We start from the raw sequence: 16,779 nt of genomic DNA on the forward strand, positions 1-16,779 counted from the left end.
CTGTTAAGATGCAGCGTATCCGCGGCTAGACGGAAAGACCCCGTGAACCTTTACTACAGCTTCACAGTGGATCTTGATGTTGCTTGTGTAGGATAGGTGGGAGGCTTTGAAGCGTGAACGCCAGTTTGCGTGGAGCCATCCTTGAAATACCACCCTGGCAATATTGAGGTTCTAACCCAGGTCCTGAAACGGGATCGGGGACATTGTGTGGTGGGTAGTTTGACTGGGGCGGTCTCCTCCCAAAGAGTAACGGAGGAGCACGAAGGTTGGCTAAGTACGGTCGGACATCGTACGGTTAGTGTAATGGCACAAGCCAGCTTGACTGCGAGAGGTACATCTCGAGCAGGTACGAAAGTAGGTCATAGTGATCCGGTGGTTCTGAATGGAAGGGCCATCGCTCAACGGATAAAAGGTACTCCGGGGGTAACAGGCTGATACCGCCCAAGAGTTCACATCGACGGCGGTGTTTGGCACCTCGATGTCGGCTCATCACATCCTGGGGCTGAAGCCGGTCCCAAGGGTATGGCTGTTCGCCATTTAAAGTGGTACGCGAGCTGGGTTTAGAACGTCGTGAGACAGTTCGGTCCCTATCTGCCGTGGACGTTGGAAGTTTGAGAAGAGCTGCTCCTAGTACGAGAGGACCGGAGTAGACGGACCACTGGTGTTCGGGTTGTGTCGCCAGACGCATTGCCCGGTAGCTATGTTCGGACGGGATAACCGCTGAAAGCATCTAAGCGGGAAGCCCCCTTCAAGATGAGACTTCCCTGGGTACTAGATACCCCTGAAGAGCCGTTAAAGACTATGACGTTGATAGGTTGGGTGTGTAAGCGCTGTGAGGCGTTGAGCTAACCAATACTAATGACTCGTGCGGCTTGACCATATAACGCCAAAGCGATCTGCAGATATGCAGAGCCATACGCAAGAGTGTTTAGCAAGAAACAGCTTAATTACCGGATTCCAGAGTGAGTGGTTAGCAAACCATTGACTCAAACCAGTTAAGCCTGGCGACCATAGAAGGTTAGAACCACCTGATCCCATCCCGAACTCAGCAGTGAAATGACCGATCGCCGATGGTAGTGTGGGGCATCCCCATGTGAGAGTAGGTCATCGCCAGGCACCAATTAGAGAACCCCGACAGAGCAATTTGTCGGGGTTTTTGCTGTGGGTGATAAAAAATTTATAGAAACGTACATTCTAATGTCACGACACGCTTTTTCATTTAAAGCTCTAGGTATAAATGCCTGCAGACTTAACTGATTGTACTGTCAATAATCTTCCTTCTTCATAACAGAAAAGTACTGGGATACGGCTTGATAATAATGTCGTTGAAAATGGACTGATCAAGCTTCTTCAAGACCATGCATTACAAACCTGTCTTATACGTCATTGGTTTACTACTGATGACGCTTGCGGCGCTGATGTGTATACCGCTGATCACTAATATCATCTTTAATACTCCAGCTCACCACATGGCATTCACGCTATCGCCACTGATTACCTTTGGTTTTGGTGGTTTCCTTTGGTGGTCATGTAAGTCTGAATTTTTTGGGTTAAGGTCCAGGGAAATCTTTCTTTTGACCAATCTGAGCTGGGTACTGGTATGTGTGTTTGGTGCGCTGCCTTTCATCTTTGAAACAGAAATCAGCTTCACTGATGCATTCTTTGAAACCATGTCTGGAATTACAACGACGGGATCTACGGTACTTGTCGGTCTGGATAATATGAATCCAGGTATTCTGATGTGGCGCTCTGTCCTTCAGTGGCTTGGCGGTATTGGCTTTATCGTAATGGCTGTGGCGGTTCTACCTTTTCTTAAGGTGGGTGGAATGCGGCTGTTTCAGAGCGAGTCATCAGACTGGTCGGAAAAAGTAATGCCCCGGTCAGGTGTGATCGCGAAGCGCATAGTTCAAATCTATCTGGGGTTAAGTGCTTTATGTGCTTTGGCCTACTACATGGGAGGGATGACGGCTTTTGAAGCCATCAACCACTCAATGGCAACGCTCTCAACCGGTGGTTTCTCCACTTCCGATGCATCAATGGCGCATTTTGAGAATCCTGCCATTCACTGGACAGGAACCATCTTTATGTTGGTGGGCAGTCTTCCTTTTGTCCTGTTGGTAAGATTCCTGTCGGGTAATGCTGAGCCATTATGGAGAGACTGTCAGGTAAGAGGCTTTCTTAAACTGATCGGCATTGTCTGGGCCTCAATGACGGTCTGGCTTGTGATGAATTCTGAGTACGGTATTTTTGATGCGTTGACTCTGGTTGCGTTTAATACGACATCTGTCATCAGTACGACAGGCTTTGCTCTGACAGATTACTCCCTGTGGGGAGGCTTTGCTGGAGCTTCTTTTTTCTTCCTGAGTTTTATTGGCGGTTGTTCTGGCTCTACCAGTGGAGGTGTAAAAATATTTCGCTTTCAGCTGGGTCTGAGATTACTGAATGTGCAGCTGAAGCTGTTGAGTCATCCCCGAGCCTGTTTCAGCATGCAGTACAATGGTCAGCCAATCACCTCTGATATTATTCGCTCCTTTGTTGGGTTTACGTTCTTCTTTTTGATGCTGACCGGCATCATGACACTTCTGCTCAGTTTGATGGGGCTGGACTTTATTACCAGTTTGACCGGGGCGGTTACGGCCATAGCCAATGTTGGGCCAGGGCTTGGAGACATTATTGGCCCTGCGGGTAACTTTGCTCCACTGCCTGATATGGCCAAGTGGGTGCTGGCAGCTGGTATGCTGATGGGACGATTGGAGGTTATTACCGTTCTGGTGATGTTTACTTCGGCTTATTGGCGGCGCTGATACGCCTTCTTTTCATAATAACAATAAAAAGTTTACACAGAAGACAGTTGAAAAAAACAATACGACCATTATATTACATGTAACAATTGTTACATGTAATGAATGCTTTAACAGGTTATAGGTCGAGCATTCACTGATATAGAGAGTTCATTCATGGCCTTGCGGAAAAACGCTGCACATTATCAGCGGCAGTTTCGCTCCAGGATGAGAGAACAGGGGCTGGTAAAAAAAGAAATCTGGATTTTGCCAGAGAATGCCAGCCAGCTGCGGGACATTGAGCAGCAGCTGCGGCAAATCGATTCCTATCAACCATCAGGAAATATCATCATGACACAATCACACAGTGTTTGGACGATTCAAAGCTTATACGAAGCGTTGACTAAGGACACTCTGAGCACCAGTGGTAACGCGGTGCTAAATCTTGTGGATGGAACTGAGCCCTGTCTGGAAATCAGTATGGTTGAGTTTGGTGATCTGCCCATCTATCTCACGGTTTCCGGTGAGCAGATTATTGCCGATGCTGTACTCTGGCCTTTATCAATGGTCAGAAACCCAGTGACGTTGAACGATGAGGTGTTGCGTACTCATAAACTATTTCCACTGTCGACGATTAGTCTGGATCGATTCCCTGATGGAAATGAGTACTACACCATTTTTGGAGCACTGAGTTCATCGTCGTCACTGCAGAATATCGTGCAGGAAATTGAAACACTGGCAGCCAATGCCATTAAAGCCACAGAAGCGTATGGGAACCACCTGACTTCTGAGTCTGTGGCATAAGTACTAAGACAGATTATTAAAAATTCGAAACAGGTAAATACCATGAGCATCTGGAGTAAAGTAATGACTGCCCTTAAAGGGGCAACTAATGAAGTTGGTGAGGCGATTGCTGACAGTAATGCCTTACGCATTCTCGATCAGGAAATTCGGGAAGCCAGCGATCAGCTTCAGCAGTCGAAAACTCAGTTGGCTGGTATCATGGCAAAGCAAAAGCTCTCTTCGCAAAAGTGTGTAGAGCTGAAAGAAAAAGTGGCTGAGTATGAAGGCTATGCAATGAAAGCTCTGGATCAGGGAGATGAGTCGCTGGCAACGGAGGTTGCAAGCAAAATTGCAGAGTATGAAGCACAGCTTAACTCTGAGCAGGAAATGGAAAAGAGCTTTGCGGGCAGTATTGTCAGTTTGAAAAAGGCAATTACGGATGCAGAAGCCAATCTTCGTCGCCTCAAACAGCAGGTTGATACTGTAAAAGCGACAGAGTCTGTGCAAAAGGCACAGGCAGCCTGTGCCGCCAAACACAGTGGTGTTAACTCTAAAATGGCGACTGCGACTGATTCGCTTGAAAGGATTAAGCAGCGTCAGGCAGAGAGAGCTGCTCAAATGGAGGCCGCCAGTGAGCTTTCTGGTGATACCGCAGAGAATGATCTACAGGCTAAGCTCAAAGCTGCGGGCATTACCAAAGGGGATGCTGACGCCTCTAGTGTGTTAGAACGGCTGAAAGCAAAACAGAAGTGATGTGTTGAAAACTATCCGGACCTTATTAGCGTACAGAGCAGTTGAACAACAACAGTTTTAGAAAAGAAATATCACATAAAGATATTCTGGCACTGAGCGGTTGAGTAAAATTCAACGATGCCTTTATAAGGTTAAAGCGCAAGGATGGTTTTAGAATGAATCGTAAAACAATAAAAGCCTGCCTGATCGGGTGGGCTACTTCTCCATTAGTTGCAAGTGCTCAACTCGCAGAAAACTCTGGCTTTAGTGGTGAGTTGACAGTATTAGGTGGGATTACTTCAACAAACTCCAATCTTTCTACAAATGGTCAGGAGAATAGGCAGGGCCTTTTGAACACCAGAGGAAGTCGGGAAAACACTGGCGTTTTTGGGGCTCTTGGTAATATTGCCTACACCTTCGGCGAAGATAATGATCGGCAGTTCTTTGCAGGAACCTCCAGAGAGGATATTGCTGTTGGTAATGTGGCTCTGGAAGTTGGCTATAAACAGATGCTTACCTCTGGCACCAAGCTGACCATTTCTTATCTGCCAACACTGTTGAGTGAAGACGTTTGGTCGGATCCTTTTTTAATGAACTCGGCGCGAACAGAAACAGAAAGATCTGGGAATGCCCTCCGACTGAAATTTGACAGTATTGGCAACTCTCCGGTTTCTGTTGATGTCGCTTATGCCTGGTCTGAAATTGACGACGAGCGAAGTGGCTCTGGATCAGGGTTAACCACAGAAGAACAAAATCAGTTAAGACGCAGCAGTGACTCGGTATACACAAAAGTAAGCTACCGACACTTCCTGGAGCCGGGAAGAGGTTTTAGTCCAGCCTTTATCTATCGAAACAGTGAGGCCGATGGCAGTGCAATGGCCCATTATTCGGCTGGAGGAGAACTGTCGTATTTTAGCTTTCAGGAGTAGGGAAAATATGTGTTAACCGGCAGCTACGAACATCGTGGCTACGATCAGGAGCATCCTGTATTTGGGAGTACTCGCTCGGATAATGTATTTGGTGTGTTCTTAGCCTATGAATATATGAATTTTTTGGGCATTCGTCCGCTCTCGCTGGTTTCTCTTGCTGGATACAATGTGGTTAATTCAAATGTCAGTTTTTATGACGAGAGCCAGTATCTATTAACGGTTGGCGCAAGCTACCAGTTTTGAGCGGAGAATGTTGTTCCTTTAAGTTGGTGGTGATGTAAAAGCAGTTCCAATACCCAGCAGAATAAAAGCTGACCCAGCCATCCATTTGCCCCACTGTATGCGCTGCTTACAGTGGTGTAATTGCTTGCCAACGCTACCAGCAAACAGCCCAACAGCTGCATCAATTGGAAATGCAACGGCTACAAACATCAGGCCAAGCAGTAACATATCAATTTGGGCAGAGGGACTCGATGGATCAATAAACTGTGGAAAAAATGCCAGAAAGAAAAGAATGACTTTTGGATTTAGTACATCAGTAACAACACCCTGATAAAAAATCTTTTTCAGGGCTGCTTTAGAAATGCACTGTTCATTACTGTTCTCTCCTTTTGAAAAAAAGAGCGTTCGGATTCCCAGGTAACAAAGATAAGTTGCCCCTGCATATTTAATAAATGAAAACCCCATCGTTGATGATGCGATCAGGGCAGACAGCCCGAGAGATGCGATGATAGTATGGATGAGCACTCCGGTATGAACACCCAGTGCGGAAATTAATCCTGCCATGGCTCCCTGGGAAATCCCACGGGTGGTGATATAAAGTAAATCCGGTCCTGGAGCCAAGGCAAGGATCAGGGTCGCTATCAGAAATAACGCCAGTGATGACTCAGACATAACGTGTTCTCTTTTCTATTCGTTGCCATCTGTCAGGGGTTAAAGAGTATAGTCCCGATTTATCTATCAAGCGTTTTAAATGGTGGTTTGTTTTTATGATCTTTGATTGGTTTAAAAGTAAGAAAGAAGACAGTGTCTCTTTACCATCGCCACTTAACTTGCGTTTGGGAAGTGCTGTTGAGTTGGATTTATTGCCGCTCCAGATGATGCGTGAACAGCTGAGGTTCACCTTGCCAGAAGGGGTTCAGACGATTGAGGCTGCTGGCTTTATTGATCTGGGGGCAGGGAATTCACTTTGTCGCTTCTACACATCTGATGATGGGTTTATTCAGATCTCTACAAGTGGTGGTTATGAAACACAGAATATTGATGACATAAAATTCTTTGTTTTTACTCAAACTCATAATATTGCCAGTCAAAGCGGTGCGAGTCTTTGGGTCAGTGACTCTGGCTTGATTGGCGATAAGCGTTTTCAGCTAGATGAAACCAGTTACAACCGGGTCTGGGATGAGGCTGTTCCTGAACGGATTGAACCCGTCAATTTCTCCGAAACGGTTCACAGTCGTGATGAGTCGGTGGTGACCTATGAAGTAGACCACCTGGCTATGCTCTATCAGCGTCAAATTAGTAACAGTGATCGTTATGAATATCTTCTGGCTTCTTTAGAGTTCAGTAATGAAGATGAAGCTACAGCTGTCGTCAGTTTGGGCTTTGATCTTGATATTTCATCCATGAATATCACGTAAGGCAATGAATCTCTGGTTTAGCAAGGGTATCCTTGTCAGTCAGTTCCGATAATGTTCAGGATGTAACAATATGATTGCCATTACCGACTATCTGGCCGGAGTTCCCCTTTTCCTTGCCTACTTTGCCGTTGCGCTGGCCTTAACGGGGATTTATGTCCTGGTTTACACCTGGTGTACTCCTCATGAAGAGATGAAGTTGATCAAGGCGAATGTTCCGGCTGCAGCGATTGCGTTTGCTGGGAGCTTGATAGGCTTTGTGCTGCCGCTGGCCAGTGTGATTGAAAACTCGATTGATCTGGTGGATATGGCGCTGTGGGGCGGTGTAGCATTGATTGTTCAGCTGGCAACATTTTTTGGTTTAAGGCTGTTTATCCCACAGATCTCAGAGCATATTGCAGACAATGAGCTTGCTTCAGGTATCTGGCTCGGAGGAGTATCCATCGCGGCTGGTTTATTGAACGCTGCCTGTTTGACCTATTAGTGCCGGAGTTCAGGGAATAATGAAGCGTTCAAAGAAGTTACAGCTTGCCATTATGGGCACTGCTCCATTTGTGCTCAGTGGTTGCGGAGACTCATCCAGAGAAGCATTGGTATACAAAGACGTAGCCAGTTGCATCAATGATGGAGTGATCTCAGATTCGGTTTGCCGGTACGAATACAACAAGGCCTGGCAGAACCATTTAATGATGGCTCCCAAGTATCAGGTAGCCTCAGACTGCCAGCAGGATTTTGGCACTACATGCCAGCAACTGGCTTCTGGGGAATATATTCCCACCATGGAAGGCTTTATGCTTGCCGCAGAGCCTGGGTCGAACAGAAGTTCTTTTACCGTCATCCCTCTTTATCTTGGTAGTGGAGGTTATTTCCGGACGGGTAACTACGACAAGATTGGCAGCAGCTATAAGCAAGGAAAGGTCGTCGTTGATAAAAGAGCAACGGCAAAGCCTTCCTTAAAAAGTACCACCATGAAGCGCGGCGGCTTTGGTAGTCGTTCTGCTGCGCGAGGAAGCTGGGGTGGATAATGCTGCGTATCACCTCTGCTCCAAGAAAAGATTGGACAACATTGGCGGAATCTCTTGGGTTCAAATTCCACACCATTATTGGAGAAGCCTATTGGGATGAATCTGCGTATTATCAGTTCACCATGAGGCAGGTTGAACAAGATATTGAAGATCCCACTGCTGAGATCCACCAGATGTGTCTACACTTGGTGGATAAGGCGGTAAACTCAGAGCGGATGATGGAGCGTCTGCAAATTCCTGAGCCTTTCTGGAACTTCATACGTGAGTCCTGGCTGAGAAAAGATTCTCACCTGTATGGAAGAATGGACTTCTCCTACGATGGTAAGTCCCCTGCCAAGTTTTATGAATATAACGCTGATACACCCACGTCATTGTATGAGTCTGCTTTTTTTCAGTGGCTCTGGCTGGAGCAAATGGTTGAAGAAAAGAAGCTTCCTCCAGAGATAGACCAGTTCAATATCATTCAGGAAATGCTGATTGAAGCACTGGTTCTCCTGAAAAAGCAGAAAATGGCTGGTGAGCCACTGTATTTCTCTTGCAGTAAAGATTCTGAAGAAGACTATGGGACGGTTGAATACTTCCGGGACTGTGCTGTTCAGGCTGGGCTTAGTACCCGATTTATTTATACTGAGGACATCGGCATCAGTCCGGTGGGGCAGTTCACGGATCTGGAAGACAGAACCATTCCTGGGATGTTTAAGCTCTATCCATGGGAGTTCATGTTTGAAGAAGAGTTCGGTACGTACCTTTCAGGAAGCGATACATTATTTTTCGAACCAGCATGGAAAGCCATTCTTTCCAATAAAGCTATCCTTCCTCTACTCTGGCAGGAGTTTAAGGGGCATCCGAACCTTCTCCCTAGCTATTTTGAAAATGATAAGCTGGGGGATGACTTGGGAAATCACTACGTCAGGAAGCCTTTTTTTTCCAGAGAAGGTGCAAACATCTCCGTTATGGAAAATGGAAAGGCGATGGTGACAGTTGATGGACCTTATGTAGATAGCGGATATGTTTTGCAGAAATATGAACCACTGCCTGTGTTTGCCGACAACCACACACTGATTGGTAGTTGGGTTATTGCTGACCGGCCAGCCGGAATCGGATTAAGGGAGGACTGCTCGATGATAACCAAGGACAGCTCACGGTTTGTGCCACATGTGATCAGAGAGTGAAGAATAAAGGCCCTAAGCTCATAACGAGATAGGGCCTTTAGCGATTAACTCAGAAGTGAATGGATGCAGCAACATAAAATTGACGAGAGTCGTTTACTTTCAGTTTTACGTGATGATGCTCTTTATAATGATGAGAAGTGCTATTAGTTAGGTATTTCAAACCTGCTTCCAGATCAATATTGTCAATCTGATAAATTACGCCAGCTTGAGCACCGTAGGCAAAGCCCCACTTTTTGTCAAACCCGTCAGCTTTGTTTTCGGATGCACCGATGGTTAAGCCAACAAATGGTTGAATTTCTGACTCAGGCATGAACATATAATCGGCAGAAACAAGTAGGTTCAGTTGTTTAATGTCTTTAACTTTTACCTCACCAAGCGTTGCATCATTCCAGTGAGCATCCTTAGGCTTGTTATAGCCAAGTGTGAAGTACGCTCTTGCTTCATCTTCCCAGAAACTTCCGACACGAATACCAAAGAAGCCTGTGTTATCCTGCTTGTCTTCGCCTGATATACCGTCAACCTTAACCTTAGTTTTAGAGTAGCCACCTTCTATACCAACGAATACGTCGCTGGTCGACCAGTCATCCTCCCACCCAGTGGCCATGGCTACAGACGAAACGGCAGAGATAGTAAGAGCTGTGAAGAGTGAAGTTATCTTTTTCATGGGGATTCCCAACGTATTCCATATCCGAGTGTGTACTGAGAACAACTGGTTGCTTCCCCTATGCGCTATAGAAAAAGCAAAAATATAAGAAACGTAGTTAACAATAGACCGATTCTGAGCACATGGGATAAAAAATCTTTGCGGACAGGATCAGCAATCTATTGAGAAATAGCATTTCATTATCAATCAAGGAACTGTATATAGATCACAAATCAGGTCTGTGCCATGTTCATTTAGTGTACTAAAGTACACTTAGTCCTTTGTTCTGATGGGTAATCTCGTGTTTATAATGTTAATAAGACGGTAAGGGCAGGTTCTTGGCATTGTTTTTTGGTTTGATGTTTGGCTTTTTTGTTTCTGTCGGCTTTTTTGTGATTTCTTGTTTGGTTTTCTGAAAGATTTACGTCTATTGATATTAATAAATAGTTAAATAATTCGTAACTATTCAGCACCCTTCATATAAATCTGGAATTTTCTGATTTTTCGACCATCATCTTATACTCAATTTTTCTAACAAATCTCCAGTATGGAACCAGACTTCCCAGCTACTCCGTTTACCGAAGCTCTCCTTAAAGAGAATGAAGAGCTTCGGACCGAGAATGCGCTTTTACGGGAACGTTGCAGCGAACTGGAAGAAAGGGTTAATAAAAACAGTCAAAACAGTAGTAAGCCACCATCGTCAGATGGTTATCAAAAGCCCAGTAAAAAAGGGAGTGATAAAGGTGATACATCTTCCAAAGAAGCCCCCTGCTCCTCACAGGAAACACCGAACCCCAAAAGCCTTAGACCATCTTCAGGCAATAAACCAGGTGGCCAGAAAGGTCATCAAGGCTCTTGTTTGAGACGTGTCGCCTTACCCGATTATGTCAGGCATCTGAAGGTTGAAAAATGTTGCTGTTGCCAGTCTTCGCTTATCGATATTAAACCCACCAAATACATTGAGCGACAGGTTTTTGATCCAGGTAGACCCGGAGAATTTGAAGTTACCGCGTACTGGGCAGACGTTAAAGTATGTCCTTGTGGTAAACGGAACACCGCTGAGTTTCCCCAAGGAGTGAAAGCCGCTGCTCAATACGGAGAAGTGACTCAGGCAATGGCTGTTCATTTAAACCAGTATCACTTCATCCCATATCACCGGGTGTCTGAGTATTTCAATACTATTTATTGCATGAGTGTCAGCGCAGGCTCTGTTGCCAATTTTGTTGCCTATACCCATGAGAACCTGGCCTCTACTGAGCAGAGTATCCGCGATGCTTTACAAGAAAGTCCGGTTGCAGGAGCGGATGAAACTGGCATGCGGGTTGACGGTTCACTGTGGTGGTTACACATTATGCGAGATGACCAATGGACGCTTTACTACCTCTCAGAAAGGCGAGGTTGTGAAGCAATGGATGCAATGGGCATCCTGCTGACTTTTGCAGGCATTCTGGTTCACGATCATTGGAAGTCCTACTTTGCCTATGCGGCAGTGCATGTGCTTTGTAATGCCCATCATCTGAGAGAGCTTCAGGGAGTTGTCGATAGGGATGCGAATAAGCTGGCTCTGCGGCTGATGAAATTGCTTACGCTCTCCTGGCACTTCTGCAAGAAATACAAAGCAGCCGGTCTGACTCAAATGCCTGGTGCAATACAGCTTCGCATTGAGACGATATACGACCAAATCCTTCAAAGGGCTCTCACGAAGGAAACCGCTTATATGGAAAAACAACGACAGGTGCTTGGACGTAAGAAGGTCAGGAATACCAAGGCCTACAACCTGTTCAAAAGGCTTATTGAGTTTAAGGTTGAAACGTTGCGCTTCATGTCGGACTTTTCAATTCCCTTCGATAACAATGGCAGTGAACGTGATGCCAGGATGGCCAAACTTAAGCAGAAGATCTCAGGCTGCTTCAGAAGCGAAGACGGAGGTACCATGTTTACCCGAATCCGAAGCTATTTATCATCTGCTAAAAAGCAGGGGTTGAACATATTTCAGGCGCTTCTTAAAGCGGTTCGAAATTACAACAATACGCCTTTGCTGGGTGCTGAATAGTTACAATAATTCTATTGATTGTGTTTGGTGTGATGGTTTGTTTTTATTTGTTTTGTGTTCAGGTTTGATAATAAAAAGGCCACGTTTCAATGCGGCCTTTTATAGAAGTAAAGATAATGCAAAGTCGATATTATTTAATATGCTTGTCAGCTTCTTTAAAGAAAAGTGCCATGTCATTCCATGGTGTTGTCTTTCTCAGAATGCGTCTGCAATTTACAATCGTTTCAAAATATGGGGTCTGTTTCTTCAGCTCAACCCAGCCGCTGATACCACTGTTTTTCATGACACAACTCGAATAAACTGAATAAATTCAGTGAGGGGATAACTACAAGTTCAGTATATGGCGATAAAATATTTACGCCATGTGCGACTTTTAGGTTTGCATAAGGAGACATGACTGATCCTGCTTTCTGCTATTAAAAGCAGTAGAAAGCAAAGAAGGTTTCAGTCATGCCCGTTGAAGAGTTTATCACTACAGTCTACTGCTTGATCGACGATTTGGTAAAAGAGCTTTTTCCTGTACCACTGCGACTTCGAGGGTTTCCACCAAAGCTCACTGATAGTGAAGCGATCACCATGGAAGTTGTCGGTGAATGGCTTGGGCATCATAAGGACACTGAGATTTGGAAGTATTTTACCCGACACTGGCGACACCTGTTTCCTGACATTCCTTCACGCTCGGCATTTGTCAAACAGGCCGCCAACTTATGGCATGTGAAACAACGACTGCAAATTCGTATAGTCCAGATGATGCATGCAGATAATGCAGATATCCATTTAATCGATGGTTTTCCGATTGATGTTGTCGTCAGAACCCGTGCACCACAGAGCCGTATCTTTAAAGCTGAGGCTGGTTATGGTTACTGCGCTTCCAAGGACAAGAAGTTCTATGGCTTTCAGGGGCATTTGCTGGTTGAAGCACGAGGGATTCCTGTGGGTTTTACTCTGACCGCAGCGAACGTAGATGAGCGTGATGCAGCCTATGACATGCTCGAGACCATTTCTGGCCTCTTGCTTGGCGATAAGGGCTATATAAGGCCTGAGTTTAAAGCTGATTGTCAGGAATTAGGTATTGATCTTCAGACGCCACTGAGAAAAAACATGCAAGATGAACGTCCGAAGTCGTTTGTAAAGCTGGTATTACGGGTACGACGGAGAATAGAAACAGTGATAGGTCAATTGACAGAGCGCTTTGAAATAGAAAAGTGCCATTGTCGAGATAGATGGCATATGACATCACGTATCGCTCGGAAGTTACTGGCACATAATATTGGTTCTTATCTGAATATAATTGCTGGTCGTCCTGCAATACAGTTTGAGAACCTTATTTCCGAAGATTAAAAAACGGAAAGCAAATAATTGCGTGATTTTGAAGATACAACTTGGACTTACCATCATGCTAGCCCGGATATTTCATAAACGTGCTCCCGTTCTCGCTTGTCCTTTGCCGCCCTAAGGGAGTTTTGCTCGGTCGACCGTACTCCCCGGTACGGCACTCCCTCACAAAATCCCTTAGGGCGACAAAGTCCTGCCCGAGATTCGGGGCAGTTTATGAAATATCCGGGCTAGTAATTTGAGATAGTTTCAGACAAAGTCGCACATCGCGTAATATTTATAAAAATCAATAATACTTTGAGAACCTATCAAGTATGCTTATGCCCTGATTCATTTCAAGAGGTGATATTCTCTCCTCCGCTTCAGTCTGTCCTATCAGAAAAGCATTGGGAATGGTGAATATCTAGTAGACCTGGATCAGCAATCTGATTTTTTGGTTTTTGATGGAATAGGCTGTACATCAAATGCACATTACGCTTCGTCAGTTGGAAATATTTCGGGCAGTCGCTCAGTATGGAAGAGTCACTGGTGCTGCCGAGAGTTTGCATATTTCCCAGCCGGCAGCCAGCATGGCTTTATCCGAATTGGAGAAACACCTGGGGCCACTGTTTGACCGTAATCAGGGAGCAGGCCTTAAGATGAACGACTCTGGTCGCGCTCTTTTATCAAAAGCGTGTGAATTAATTGAACGTGCAAAGGAGCTGGAAACACAGTTTGCGGTGAACGGCTCTTATGAGTCGGGTTCACTGGTTCTTAATGCCAGCTCAACTATTGGCAATAATTTACTACCAAAAATGCTTGCCCAGTTTCGGGAGAGCAGTCCTGGTATCAGAATTGACTTGGAAATAGATAATACCCGAGCCATTGAACAGCGACTCCTGGACTTCAAGATAGATCTTGCGGTTGTCGAAGGTGTCTGCCTGCATCCGGATATTGAAGTAACTACATGGCTTGAAGATGAGCTGGTGGTTATTTGCAGCCCTGATCACCCATTGGCCAATAAAGGTAATATCCCACTGTCTTCACTTTCTAATGAGTTGTGGGTTCTAAGGGAACCAGGCTCGGGTACGCGGGAATTGTTTGATGAAATGATCGCTACTCAGCTGGAATCACCAAAGGTTGCCATGGTGTTAAATCGTTCAGAGGCAGTTAAGCAAGCCGTCAGTGATGGTGTTGGTATTGCCTGTATTTCAAGTCTGGCGGCGAAATCAACATTGGATACCGGGCATATGGCAACGATTGGGGTTACAGGTTTGAACCTTAAGCGTCATTTTTATTTACTGACCCATAAGAAAAAGTACAAAAGTACGGTTTTTGATCAGCTATGCCAATTCATAATTGACTGGAAGCCATTTAAAAAAGTTTGATTTTTATACACTGGGTATTTGGTTTTTTAAACGACTAATCTTGTATACTAAATGCGGGACACACTCTCCTATCCCTTATGCAGCGCGTGCTGACCGGCTGTTCTATCAGATTATATGTTTTATGACTTTGCGAAATATCAATAGGTCGGTATGGTTTCGGTTGAATATAGGTACTATTACCCATATACTGCGCCCGCTGGGATGTCAGAAATCATTAATCAAATAACAGATGATGACATGATCCAACAAAATATTACGCGGCGTGCATGCAATAATCTTTTGCTCCCGAGAATTTGAGCTGTAGTTAACGGAAGTATGTCAGAAGCAAAAGCCTGGAAGCAGCAAATGGCAATGCGAAGTGATGACTGGTCTGGGTTTGCTAACCGCAAATCCGGTCGTGCTGATCATCGTAAATACATGTGGCTCCAACAGCCACCAGTGCATCGTGTTATTGTTGCCCAGTTGGTTGTATCTGCTGTGCTGGCCCTGGCACTGCTTCCTCTGGGAATCACTTTTACATTGTCCTCTCTTCTTGGAGGGCTCTGTTGCTCGCTGCCCAATGCGTACTTTGTTTGGAGAGCGTTCCGCTACTGTGGCGCCCGCTCTGCAAAGCTGATTGTCAGCTCATTCTATCGTGGAGAGGCTGGCAAACTGGTACTAACCACAGCGGGTTTCATTCTGGTTTTTACCCTGGTTGAACCACTGGAACCTCTGGCGCTTTTTGGCTCCTTTGTTGCGGTTCAGGCGGTAAGCTGGTTTGCACCAGTGCTGGTGGCTCGTCGGAAGACGCCAGTAAAGTAGTTGTTTGTACAAAACGGCCCGCCCATGGCGGTTGTTTGCTGAAAAGTGTTTAAGTGGAAAAGCTGCTTTAGGCCTTATTGCTTGATTTTAGATCAAAAGCTTAGAGCTCAGGCAGCTTTGATATTGAAAATGTAATGGATGGTTTACAGGATTAGCCATGGCAAATACTGCTACTGAATACATACAGCACCACTTGCAGAATTTGACGTATGGTCAGCTGCCTGCTGGTTATGAGCGAGTTGATGCTTATGGGCATCCACAGGGTGTTCTGACTGAGCCAACCTGGACCTTTGCCTTGACTCCTGCTGAAGCGAAAGAGATGGGGTTCTGGGCGATTCATGTCGACAGTATGCTCTGGTCTGTATTCCTCGGATTTGTGTTTGTTCTCCTGTTCCGCTTTGTCGCCAAGAATGCGACATCTGGTGTTCCGGGCAAACTGCAGAATGCCATTGAGTCCATCGTTGAGTTTGTGGATACCAGTGTTCGCGAATCCTTCCATGGCAAAAACCCGCTGATTGCTCCTTTGGCCCTGACAATTTTTGTCTGGATCTTCTTCATGAACCTGATGGACCTTATTCCTGTGGACTGGATTCCTGGTCTGGCCACACTGGCAGGTATTCCATACATGAAGATCGTGCCATCAACGGATCCGAACATCACCATGTCCATGTCGATCAGTGTCTTCTTCCTGATGCTCTTCTTCTGGATCAAGGTTAAAGGTGTAACTGGCCTGTTCTCTGACCTGGCTTTGCACCCATTCTCCAGTAAAAACCCGGTAGCGAAGGTTATTCTTATTCCGGTAAACCTGCTGCTGGAAACAGTGTCTCTGTTAGCCAAACCAGTTTCTCTGGGGCTGCGACTTTTCGGCAATATGTATGCCGGTGAACTGATATTTATCCTGATTGCCATGATTGGCTGGGCACAGCTGCCACTGCACTTTGGCTGGGCTGTTCTCCACATTCTGGTTATTACCCTTCAGGCTTACATCTTCATGACTCTGACTATTGTGTATCTGAGCAGCGTCCATGAAGAACACTGAGTGAAAGGTAATTGGGCAGCTCATATGGTCAAACCAAAGTGCTGCCCACTGGATAAATTAACTTTAACTAACCACTAATCTCACAACACACGACCTGTAAAGTCGGGAGGAAATATGGAACTGGTAGTTGGTCTGACAGTAATCAGTGTTGCAATCATGCTGGGTGTAGCTGCGCTGGCAACTGGTATTGGCTTTGCTCTGCTTGGCGGTAAATTCCTGGAAGGGGTTGCCCGTCAGCCAGAGACTGCACCTATGCTGCAAACCAAAATGTTCATCGTTGCGGGTCTGCTTGATGCGATCCCAATGATTGCCGTTGGTATTGCTCTGTTCTTCACCTTTGCTAACCCGTTCGTTGGACTGCTCTAAGCAAAGACGTTAATGCCCGACCAAGTGCCAAATAGGTGCCGAGTGCTTTGATGAGAAGCTGAAAGCTGCGGGCTAACGTTTGAAAAGCATTAGTCCGTAGTCGTAAAGGTACTTAAG

The 16,779-nt window shown here is 45.6% G+C and carries 16 protein-coding genes, 2 rRNA genes and 2 pseudogenes (1 of these 20 running past the window's edge); 17 read left to right on the plus strand and 3 right to left on the minus strand.

Annotated elements, in window-relative coordinates; all coding sequences use genetic code 11:
- The 6 genes and pseudogenes from ACOCLE_RS21015 to ACOCLE_RS21040 all read left to right on the plus strand — a co-directional run.
- Positions 1-880, plus strand: a 23S ribosomal RNA gene (locus tag ACOCLE_RS21015); it begins 2,011 nt to the left of the window's first position.
- Between the two features lie 120 nt (positions 881-1,000).
- Positions 1,001-1,116, plus strand: a 5S ribosomal RNA gene (gene rrf, locus ACOCLE_RS21020).
- Positions 1,117-1,469: 353 nt separating this feature from the next.
- Complete coding sequence (locus ACOCLE_RS21025) at positions 1,470-2,804, plus strand: TrkH family potassium uptake protein (protein WP_419537244.1); 1,335 nt, start codon at positions 1,470-1,472, stop codon at positions 2,802-2,804.
- Positions 2,805-2,957: 153 nt separating this feature from the next.
- Positions 2,958-3,584 (plus strand): YjfI family protein, encoded by a 627-nt coding sequence (locus ACOCLE_RS21030; RefSeq protein WP_419534107.1) that lies wholly within the window; start codon positions 2,958-2,960, stop codon positions 3,582-3,584.
- A gap of 42 nt (positions 3,585-3,626) precedes the next feature.
- Positions 3,627-4,316: a PspA/IM30 family protein gene (locus ACOCLE_RS21035; protein ID WP_419534108.1), complete on the plus strand. Its 690-nt coding sequence runs from the start codon at positions 3,627-3,629 to the stop codon at positions 4,314-4,316.
- 155 nt (positions 4,317-4,471) lie between these two features.
- Positions 4,472-5,467 (plus strand): annotated as a pseudogene (locus tag ACOCLE_RS21040) (DUF2860 family protein).
- Between the two features lie 18 nt (positions 5,468-5,485).
- Here ACOCLE_RS21040 and ACOCLE_RS21045 read toward each other — a convergent pair.
- Complete coding sequence (locus ACOCLE_RS21045; protein ID WP_419534109.1) at positions 5,486-6,118, minus strand: LysE family translocator; 633 nt, start codon at positions 6,116-6,118, stop codon at positions 5,486-5,488.
- A 95-nt stretch (positions 6,119-6,213) separates the two neighbouring features.
- Here ACOCLE_RS21045 and ACOCLE_RS21050 point away from each other — a divergent pair, with 95 nt between their 5' ends.
- The 4 genes from ACOCLE_RS21050 (at position 6,214) to ACOCLE_RS21065 (ending at position 9,058) form a co-directional block, all read left to right on the plus strand.
- Positions 6,214-6,864 (plus strand): DUF2491 family protein, encoded by a 651-nt coding sequence (locus ACOCLE_RS21050; protein ID WP_419534110.1) that lies wholly within the window; start codon positions 6,214-6,216, stop codon positions 6,862-6,864.
- 70 nt (positions 6,865-6,934) lie between these two features.
- Positions 6,935-7,345, plus strand: a complete 411-nt coding sequence (locus ACOCLE_RS21055) for a DUF350 domain-containing protein (protein WP_419534111.1) — start codon at positions 6,935-6,937, stop codon at positions 7,343-7,345.
- Between the two features lie 19 nt (positions 7,346-7,364).
- Positions 7,365-7,886 (plus strand): DUF1190 domain-containing protein, encoded by a 522-nt coding sequence (locus ACOCLE_RS21060; RefSeq protein WP_419534112.1) that lies wholly within the window; start codon positions 7,365-7,367, stop codon positions 7,884-7,886.
- Positions 7,886-9,058, plus strand: coding sequence for a glutathionylspermidine synthase family protein (locus tag ACOCLE_RS21065; RefSeq protein WP_419534113.1), 1,173 nt, complete (start codon positions 7,886-7,888; stop codon positions 9,056-9,058). Before ACOCLE_RS21060 ends, ACOCLE_RS21065 begins: the two co-directional genes overlap by 1 nt.
- 49 nt (positions 9,059-9,107) lie before the next feature.
- On the opposite strand, the gene ACOCLE_RS21070 is transcribed toward ACOCLE_RS21065, so the two are convergent.
- Positions 9,108-9,722: an outer membrane beta-barrel protein gene (locus tag ACOCLE_RS21070; protein WP_419534114.1), complete on the minus strand. Its 615-nt coding sequence runs from the start codon at positions 9,720-9,722 to the stop codon at positions 9,108-9,110.
- 526 nt (positions 9,723-10,248) lie between these two features.
- Between ACOCLE_RS21070 and tnpC the strand changes: the two genes are divergently transcribed.
- Entirely contained in the window at positions 10,249-11,754 is a 1,506-nt protein-coding gene (tnpC, locus tag ACOCLE_RS21075) for an IS66 family transposase (RefSeq protein ID WP_419532963.1), read from the plus strand.
- Positions 11,755-11,884: 130 nt separating this feature from the next.
- Here tnpC and ACOCLE_RS21080 read toward each other — a convergent pair whose 3' ends face one another.
- Positions 11,885-12,037, minus strand: coding sequence for a hypothetical protein (locus ACOCLE_RS21080; protein WP_419534115.1), 153 nt, complete (start codon positions 12,035-12,037; stop codon positions 11,885-11,887).
- A gap of 167 nt (positions 12,038-12,204) precedes the next feature.
- Here ACOCLE_RS21080 and ACOCLE_RS21085 point away from each other — a divergent pair, with 167 nt between their 5' ends.
- The 6 genes and pseudogenes from ACOCLE_RS21085 to atpE all read left to right on the plus strand — a co-directional run bounded on the left by ACOCLE_RS21085 (position 12,205) and on the right by atpE (position 16,662).
- Entirely contained in the window at positions 12,205-13,095 is an 891-nt protein-coding gene (locus ACOCLE_RS21085; RefSeq protein WP_419533099.1) for an IS982 family transposase, read from the plus strand.
- A 458-nt stretch (positions 13,096-13,553) separates the two neighbouring features.
- Positions 13,554-13,685: pseudogene (locus ACOCLE_RS21090) on the plus strand (helix-turn-helix domain-containing protein); the annotation flags it as partial.
- A 42-nt stretch (positions 13,686-13,727) separates the two neighbouring features.
- Complete coding sequence (locus ACOCLE_RS21095) at positions 13,728-14,456, plus strand: LysR substrate-binding domain-containing protein (protein WP_419537245.1); 729 nt, start codon at positions 13,728-13,730, stop codon at positions 14,454-14,456.
- A 315-nt stretch (positions 14,457-14,771) separates the two neighbouring features.
- Positions 14,772-15,257 (plus strand): F0F1 ATP synthase subunit I, encoded by a 486-nt coding sequence (locus ACOCLE_RS21100; RefSeq protein ID WP_419534116.1) that lies wholly within the window; start codon positions 14,772-14,774, stop codon positions 15,255-15,257.
- A 157-nt stretch (positions 15,258-15,414) separates the two neighbouring features.
- On the plus strand, positions 15,415-16,296 hold the full coding sequence (gene atpB, locus ACOCLE_RS21105; RefSeq protein ID WP_066016383.1) for a F0F1 ATP synthase subunit A: 882 nt from the start codon (positions 15,415-15,417) through the stop codon (positions 16,294-16,296).
- A gap of 114 nt (positions 16,297-16,410) precedes the next feature.
- Positions 16,411-16,662 (plus strand): F0F1 ATP synthase subunit C, encoded by a 252-nt coding sequence (atpE, locus tag ACOCLE_RS21110; RefSeq protein ID WP_020581950.1) that lies wholly within the window; start codon positions 16,411-16,413, stop codon positions 16,660-16,662.
- Positions 16,663-16,779 lie beyond the last annotated feature (117 nt).

It is taken from the genome of Endozoicomonas sp. (assembly GCF_965196975.1).
In the GTDB taxonomy this organism is placed as follows: Bacteria; Pseudomonadota; Gammaproteobacteria; order Pseudomonadales; family Endozoicomonadaceae; genus Endozoicomonas.

Coding starts and splice junctions, on each gene's coding strand:
- ACOCLE_RS21055 (WP_419534111.1), top strand. CDS start 6,935: ATGATTGCCATTACCGACTATCTGGCCGGAGTTCCCCTTTTCCTTGCC.
- tnpC (WP_419532963.1), top strand. CDS start 10,249: ATGGAACCAGACTTCCCAGCTACTCCGTTTACCGAAGCTCTCCTTAAA.
- ACOCLE_RS21085 (WP_419533099.1), top strand. CDS start 12,205: ATGCCCGTTGAAGAGTTTATCACTACAGTCTACTGCTTGATCGACGAT.
- ACOCLE_RS21050 (WP_419534110.1), top strand. CDS start 6,214: ATGATCTTTGATTGGTTTAAAAGTAAGAAAGAAGACAGTGTCTCTTTA.
- ACOCLE_RS21095 (WP_419537245.1), top strand. CDS start 13,728: ATGAACGACTCTGGTCGCGCTCTTTTATCAAAAGCGTGTGAATTAATT.
- ACOCLE_RS21070 (WP_419534114.1), bottom strand. CDS start 9,722: ATGAAAAAGATAACTTCACTCTTCACAGCTCTTACTATCTCTGCCGTT.
- ACOCLE_RS21025 (WP_419537244.1), top strand. CDS start 1,470: ATGGCATTCACGCTATCGCCACTGATTACCTTTGGTTTTGGTGGTTTC.
- atpE (WP_020581950.1), top strand. CDS start 16,411: ATGGAACTGGTAGTTGGTCTGACAGTAATCAGTGTTGCAATCATGCTG.
- ACOCLE_RS21100 (WP_419534116.1), top strand. CDS start 14,772: ATGTCAGAAGCAAAAGCCTGGAAGCAGCAAATGGCAATGCGAAGTGAT.
- ACOCLE_RS21080 (WP_419534115.1), bottom strand. CDS start 12,037: ATGAAAAACAGTGGTATCAGCGGCTGGGTTGAGCTGAAGAAACAGACC.
- ACOCLE_RS21065 (WP_419534113.1), top strand. CDS start 7,886: ATGCTGCGTATCACCTCTGCTCCAAGAAAAGATTGGACAACATTGGCG.
- ACOCLE_RS21030 (WP_419534107.1), top strand. CDS start 2,958: ATGGCCTTGCGGAAAAACGCTGCACATTATCAGCGGCAGTTTCGCTCC.
- ACOCLE_RS21045 (WP_419534109.1), bottom strand. CDS start 6,118: ATGTCTGAGTCATCACTGGCGTTATTTCTGATAGCGACCCTGATCCTT.
- atpB (WP_066016383.1), top strand. CDS start 15,415: ATGGCAAATACTGCTACTGAATACATACAGCACCACTTGCAGAATTTG.
- ACOCLE_RS21060 (WP_419534112.1), top strand. CDS start 7,365: ATGAAGCGTTCAAAGAAGTTACAGCTTGCCATTATGGGCACTGCTCCA.
- ACOCLE_RS21035 (WP_419534108.1), top strand. CDS start 3,627: ATGAGCATCTGGAGTAAAGTAATGACTGCCCTTAAAGGGGCAACTAAT.